The sequence below is a fragment of the Moorena sp. SIO4A5 genome (assembly GCF_010672005.1).
Classification (GTDB): Bacteria; Cyanobacteriota; Cyanobacteriia; order Cyanobacteriales; family Coleofasciculaceae; genus Moorena.
On sequence record NZ_JAAHHZ010000327.1, the window covers coordinates 1 to 5,146 of the forward strand.

Here is a 5,146-nt window from a genome sequence, read left to right on the forward strand (position 1 = left end):
AGAAAAGATTACCCAAAATCGCACAACCATTGCGATCGCTCATCGGTTGTCCACAGTCCGCAATGCTGATTGTATTTATGTAATCGACCAAGGCAAATTAGTAGAGCAAGGACGACATGAACAGTTGTTAGAGCAACAGGGAATTTATGCCATGCTGTGGCGGGTACAGTCTGGAGTGAAGTGATAGGAGTGTGGGCAGGGTGGGGAGGGTGGGGAGATGGGGAGATGGGGAGATTTTTATTAGACCTCTTGCAAAAATAAATATGAAATCAAAATCTATCCCTTTTGCATGCATGCCTTGTCAACACCCACGGTTTATGAGACTTATGCAAGAGGTCTTATCTAAAGGGGTTCAAAGGTCTGGCGATGGAGCTATTTGAGGAAAAGGTTTTAAATCCATTTTTCTAGTAGATTAAGAGCCCGTTGGCGTAAATCCTGACTATAGGGTCTGGTCATGATGGAATAAAATTGACAAGTCACTTTATTATAGGAAAGCTTGTCAATATATCAGCGCGCAGCGCTGTACTACAAACGACGAAGAGCGCCGATCATGAGATTCTTGCTCTGAGGCGCTCGAACATTTTATAAATCTACCTTCTGCCTTGGTGCTTTTTGCTATATGTATACCAATCTACCAAAATTATCATCCTTAGAGGAAGCTAGCAATTTAGTTAACCTCGATCGCTATCCCCTCGATCGACTATCCAGCGATCGCGGAAAAGTATTAATTGCAGATTGTCAAAGACAGCTTGATGATACGGGTTGTTGTCTCCTTCCAGAATTTATTAATTCTGAGGCATTAGAATTGTTCAAAAAAGAATCTGAGAAACTGTCAGTTCATGCTCATTACTCTAATATGCTCGCTAATGTCTACTTCAGTGAGGATGACGAATCTCTTCCCAAAGAGCATCCCAAACGTTTTTTCTTCAATCGCACTAGTGGTTTTGTTCGTGCCGATTCTTTTCCCACTGATTCGCTGATACTTCAGCTTTATAACTGGCCAGCTTTCGCACCATTTATTCAAGCTTGCCTGAAGGAAGAAAAACTATACAAATATGCCGACCCTCTTTCCTATATTGCCTTCAACGTGATTAAACCAGGACAGGAGTTTCCGTGGCACTTTGACAATAATCATGTTTCGGTAACGGTCATTACTCAAGCTCCAGAGAAAGGGGGGATATTTGAGTATTGTCATAATATCAGATCGAGCCATGATGAGAATCATGATGGTGTGATGAAGGTACTCAAAGGCGATCGCACTCCCGTCACCTCTTTGAATCTAAGACCAGGGGATCTGCAAATTTTCAAAGGTCGCTATTCCCTGCATCGCGTAACAAAAGTGGAGGGGTCTATTCCACGCTACACCGCAGTCTTTTCTTATACTAAAGATCCACAAATGTATAGCAAAGTATATCGCAGCCTCCAACTTTATGGTAAGGCACTACCAACTCATTATCAGTTGGATAAAACCGATATGAGAACGGATGGTTTAGAAGATTAAAAAGATGGCAAGCAAGACAAAAGATAATTGAGAAACTTAACAAATTAGACTGGCCTCAACTAGCGGCATAATTTCAACCAGAGACTCCTTGCTTCATTGATGGTGAGTTTGTTGATGCTGTAGATGGCTAAAAATTTGAAACCATCAATGAAGCAACTGGCGAAGTTACAGCGGTTCCCGCAGTTATGAAGTACATTGGATTATAGGGTCATATTTTGCCTTTTGATCTAACACAGACAAATCAATATCCATTGAGCTTTTTTGTATATCATTACTTTTGGTTGTTGAAAGAAATATTGACTGTTGCTCTCAAGTTCGGTAGTGAAAAGCTAATTTTGCCTGTAAGCCAATCAACTCTCTGGTGTGAACCAAATCAATTACCTACTTTCTCGCTTTTGAAAAAATACCATCCCAGTTCGCCAGCTTCAACAGCTCCAGCACTCTTGCCATAGGACACACTAAGTTCCGGATATTGCTCTCGAATTCTATCAGACTGAATCGCATAAGATTTCTGCATATGTTGGCTCAAATCTGTCGCTTCCAGCACCTTAAAACCTGCCGCACTCAGGTTATCTCGATAGGATTCAGGGGTAAAAAGATTATTAACAAGTAACCGCTCGTAGAGGTGCTTGCGAGTGGATTCACTAATATCCATGGTTGGGGTAGTTAAGTCATCAAAAACAAACCGTCCTTGGGGTTTTAAGACTCTGCTAATTTCCTTGAGTGCCAAACCTCGTTCTTCAATATGTAGGAGAGTTCCTTGACTCCAAGCATGGGTAAAGGATTCATCTGGGAAAGGCAAATCGAGGATTGATGCTTTCTCGAATGAAAGATTTAGTGAAGGATTATCCTTCGCTTTTATTTCGCAGTTGCGGATATGAGTGGCACTAAGATCGATTCCTACAACCTCACAACCCTTTTGCTGAGCGATCCAGACGGCAGCTTTACCGTTTCCACAACCTACTTCCAGTACCCGTGACTGAGCAGAAATTCCACTGTGTTCTAACATATATTCATTCCAGCGATCGCAGCCACGCAGAAAGTCTTCATAGGTGTGGACTTCATCTAAGTTGTCGAAATATCCCCAATGCTTGCTGCCATCTGGGTGCCAGGAAATCCGATAGCGATCATCTGAGTTATCGTAATAGCTTTGGGTATCAGCTTCTGTAAATTTTTTTGTCATCATAACCTCCTAGTCGTTTATAGTTGGATTTTGTTAAAACTCTTAGCTGCTTAACTTTTCACAGAGGAAGAACCACCAACCTACATCACCAGCTTCCACAGCAGCAGCACTTTCCTGATAAGACCTACTTAGTTTTGGATATTGCTGTTGAATGATTGCAGACCGAATTTGATAACATTTTTGCATATGTTGACTTAAGTCCATAGTCTCTAACAGCCTGAAACCTAAGTCGGTAAGATAGTTTTTGTAGAAGTCAGGGGTAAACATATCATTAACGATCAGCCGTTCGTATAGATGTTTTTGGGTAGAAATATTGATTTTTGATACTGGTGTTACTAGGTCATCAAAAGCAAAGATTCCCCCTATTTCCAGCACACGATAGATCTCTTGGAGTGCTAGCTGGCGTTGGTGAATATGGTAGAGAGTTGCTTGACTCCAGACATGGGTAAAGGAACTGTCATAAAAAGGTAGATCCGTTGCTGATGCTTTATGAAAGGATAAGCGTAAGGATGGATTTTTCTTGGCCTTTTCTGTGGCATTGTTGATGTGAGTAGTACTTAGATCTACCCCCACTACTTCACAACCCTTCTGCCGGGCAATCCTAATAGCCGCATTACCGTTTCCACTACCTATTTCTAGAACTCGGGAGTCAGCAGTAATTTGGCTTTGAGAGAGCATATATTGATCCCAGCGTTCACAAGCCTCGGCAAAATCCTCATAAGTACAGGAGTCATCTAAGTTATCGAAATATCCCCAATGCTTGCTGCCATCTGGATGCCAAGAAATACGGTAGCGCTCGTCCGAGTTATCATAATAGGCTTCAGTATCAGCTTCTGTAAATTGGTTTGCCACCATATGATCAACACCCTCTGTATACTAGTAGTTAACTCAAAACTTTGAGCGAACGAATACCTCAAGACGTTTCATGCCTTTTTCAATGGTTTCTGTATCTGTAGCGTAGGAAAGGCGGATATGATCGTCAGCTCCAAAAGCAATTCCTGGAATTGCTGCCACTTGCTGTGACTCTAACAGGCCATTGCAGAATTCTTCAGATTTTATCCCTAGTTGGCTGATGTTGGGAAACAGATAAAAAGCTCCATTTGGTTTGGGACAGGTTAAACCAGGAATCCTATCAAGGCACTCTAGCATAATCTGACGACGTTGGGCAAAGGTTTGTCGCATCTGTTCCACACAGTTTTGAGAACTAGATAAAGCCGCGATCGCTCCATACTGAGAGAAGGTACATACATTAGAGGTACTGTGGCTTTGAATCTTGCTCATAGCTTGGATTACTTCTTGGGAGCCAGCCAGGTAGCCAACCCGCCACCCCCCCATGGAGTAAGCCTTGGCAAAGCCATTACTAAGTAGAGTGCGGGAAAATATTTCCGGACTGACAGCGCCAATGCTCAAGTGTTGAGCACCATCATAGATAATATGTTCGTAAATCTCATCCGAGACTACTAGGATATCTTCTTCAACTACTACATCTGCCAAGGCTCGAATCTCGTCAGGGGTATAAACTATTCCTGTGGGATTTGAGGGGGAGTTGAGTACAAATAACCGTGTTTTAGAGGTTATTGCTTGACGAAGTTGAACAGGAGTAATTTTATAACTATTTTCCTCATTGGTGTGAACGATTATTGGTTTTCCTCCTGCTAACTTTACCATTTCCGGATAGCTAACCCAGTAGGGTGCAGGAATGATCACTTCATCTTCTGCTTCAATGAGGGCTTGCATCAGATTAAATAAAGAGTGCTTACCCCCATTCGTAACCAAGACATTTTCTGGAGAATAGCAGAGATTGTTATCAGTTTGTAACTTTTGGGCGATGGCTTCTCGCAACGCCCATTCTCCAGCTACTGTACTATAACGAGTTTTGCCTTCATCCAAAGCTTTCTTAGCAGCAGCGGTAATATGAGCTGGGGTAGGAAAATCCGGCTCACCTACACCGAAAATGCAGACATCAAGCCCCTCTGCTTTCATTGCCTTAGCTTTAGTTGTAATTGCCAATGTTAGCGAAGGACTGACTTGATTAACTCGTGCTGCTAGTTTCATTACTTATACATACTGAAGAAACTTGTTATTCTCATCAACTAGAATTTTTTTCGGTGGATTGATTTCGTCTGTTACGTCAAAGGCTAACAAAGTAATAAGGTCCCCTGGACTAACTAAACGGGCGGAGCCGCCATTCATGCAAATTACTCCTGAATCAGCTTCTCCTTCTAGGACATAAGTTTCTAGACGGTTGCCATTAGTATTGTCCACTACTAGTACTTTTTCTCCAGGTAGCAAATCTGCCTTTTCCATCAGGGTTCGATCCACCGTAATGCTCCCGACATAGTTGACGTTAGCCTCTGTTACTTGAGCCCTGTGAATTTTTGACTTTAACATAATTCGCATTGTTTTTTCCTCCTTTTAGTTATAGACAACATTTTTGTTTCAATTCTTCTAAGGTTTCCCTC

Annotated in this window: 5 protein-coding genes and 1 pseudogene; 2 read left to right on the top strand and 4 right to left on the bottom strand. The window is 42.1% G+C overall.

Annotation, left to right across the window (positions count from 1 at the left end; translation table 11 throughout):
- Both F6K57_RS36225 and F6K57_RS36230 read left to right on the top strand, forming a co-directional pair.
- Window positions 1-184, top strand: a pseudogene (locus tag F6K57_RS36225) (ABC transporter); the annotation flags it as partial.
- A gap of 435 nt (window positions 185-619) precedes the next feature.
- A complete protein-coding gene (locus F6K57_RS36230) occupies window positions 620-1,501 on the top strand; it encodes a 2OG-Fe(II) oxygenase (protein ID WP_075896726.1) in 882 nt (293 codons plus the stop codon).
- 373 nt (window positions 1,502-1,874) lie between these two features.
- On the opposite strand, the gene F6K57_RS36235 is transcribed toward F6K57_RS36230, so the two are convergent.
- From F6K57_RS36235 to panD, 4 genes are read right to left on the bottom strand one after another with little or no spacing between them, the layout of a single operon-like run.
- Window positions 1,875-2,687 carry a class I SAM-dependent methyltransferase gene (locus tag F6K57_RS36235; protein ID WP_081431065.1) on the bottom strand — a complete coding sequence of 271 codons (813 nt, stop codon included), beginning with the start codon at window positions 2,685-2,687 and terminating at the stop codon, window positions 1,875-1,877.
- A gap of 39 nt (window positions 2,688-2,726) precedes the next feature.
- On the bottom strand, window positions 2,727-3,539 hold the full coding sequence (locus F6K57_RS36240) for a class I SAM-dependent methyltransferase (RefSeq protein WP_075896722.1): 813 nt from the start codon (window positions 3,537-3,539) through the stop codon (window positions 2,727-2,729).
- A 33-nt stretch (window positions 3,540-3,572) separates the two neighbouring features.
- A complete protein-coding gene (locus tag F6K57_RS36245; protein WP_075896720.1) occupies window positions 3,573-4,739 on the bottom strand; it encodes a pyridoxal phosphate-dependent aminotransferase in 1,167 nt (388 codons plus the stop codon).
- 3 nt (window positions 4,740-4,742) lie between these two features.
- Window positions 4,743-5,084, bottom strand: a complete 342-nt coding sequence (panD, locus tag F6K57_RS36250) for an aspartate 1-decarboxylase (RefSeq protein ID WP_075896718.1) — start codon at window positions 5,082-5,084, stop codon at window positions 4,743-4,745.
- Window positions 5,085-5,146 lie beyond the last annotated feature (62 nt).

Coding starts and splice junctions, on each gene's coding strand:
- F6K57_RS36230 (WP_075896726.1), top strand. CDS start 620: ATGTATACCAATCTACCAAAATTATCATCCTTAGAGGAAGCTAGCAAT.
- F6K57_RS36235 (WP_081431065.1), bottom strand. CDS start 2,687: ATGATGACAAAAAAATTTACAGAAGCTGATACCCAAAGCTATTACGAT.
- F6K57_RS36240 (WP_075896722.1), bottom strand. CDS start 3,539: ATGGTGGCAAACCAATTTACAGAAGCTGATACTGAAGCCTATTATGAT.
- F6K57_RS36245 (WP_075896720.1), bottom strand. CDS start 4,739: ATGAAACTAGCAGCACGAGTTAATCAAGTCAGTCCTTCGCTAACATTG.
- panD (WP_075896718.1), bottom strand. CDS start 5,084: ATGCGAATTATGTTAAAGTCAAAAATTCACAGGGCTCAAGTAACAGAG.